The following is a 979-nucleotide window of genomic DNA, read 5'->3' on the forward strand; positions in this document are numbered from 1 at the left end:
TTACCGACGCCGCGTGCCACCAGCGCATCGGCAATGGCATTAAAACCGGCCTGGAAATCCATGCCGTTGAATTCGCCGGAATTAAACAGCACCCCTTTTTCGGTCATCGCCTGAACGCTGATATCCGGCTCGCTGCCGTCGGCATTTAGGATGACCGGCTTGACAGGCAAGTCATATTTGCGGGCAAACTCAAAATCATGCTGGTCGTGACCCGGTACCGCTATCAACGCGCCGGTGCCGCAATCCATCAGCACGAAATTGGCTACCCAGATCGGCAACGCTTCGCCGGTCAGCGGATGCAGGGCGTGCAATCCGGTATCCATTCCCTTTTTTTCCATCGTGGCCATATCTGCTTCTGCTACTTTGGTGATGCGGCATTCCTGGACGAAATCGGCCAGCACCGGATTGGACGCCGCTAGCTGCAGGGAAAGTGGATGACCCGCCGAGACCGTGACGTAGGTGGCGCCTATAAATGTATCTGGGCGGGTGGTGTAGACCGTGAGTGTCTCTTCGCTGTCGGCCACTTGGAAAGTGATTTCCACCCCTTCCGAACGGCCGATCCAGTTACGCTGCATAGTTTTCACCTGCTCAGGCCAGTTCTCCAGCTTATCCAGATCGTAGAGCAGCTCGTCGGCGTAAGCGGTGATTTTCACAAACCACTGCGGGATTTCCTTACGCTTGACCTTGGTGTCGCAGCGCCAGCAGCAGCCGTCGATCACCTGCTCGTTGGCTAGCACCGTCTGGTCTTGCGGGCACCAGTTGACCGACGACATCTTTTTATATACCAGGCCCTTTTTATACAGGCGGGTGAAAAACCACTGCTCCCACCGGTAATATTCCGGGCGACAGGTGGCGAGTTCACGGTGCCAGTCGTAGCCGAAGCCCAACAGTTTCAGCTGGCTCTTCATATAATCGATATTGGAGTAGGTCCATGGCCCCGGTGCGGTATTGTTTTTCACAGCAGCTCCTTCGGCGGGCA

The 979-nt window shown here is 56.0% G+C and carries 1 pseudogene; it reads right to left on the minus strand.

From position 1 onward, the window contains the following. Window positions 1–979 (minus strand): annotated as a pseudogene (locus tag BG74_RS17850) (class I tRNA ligase family protein); the annotation flags it as partial.

The sequence above is a fragment of the Sodalis-like endosymbiont of Proechinophthirus fluctus genome (assembly GCF_001602625.1).
Classification (GTDB): domain Bacteria; phylum Pseudomonadota; class Gammaproteobacteria; order Enterobacterales; family Enterobacteriaceae.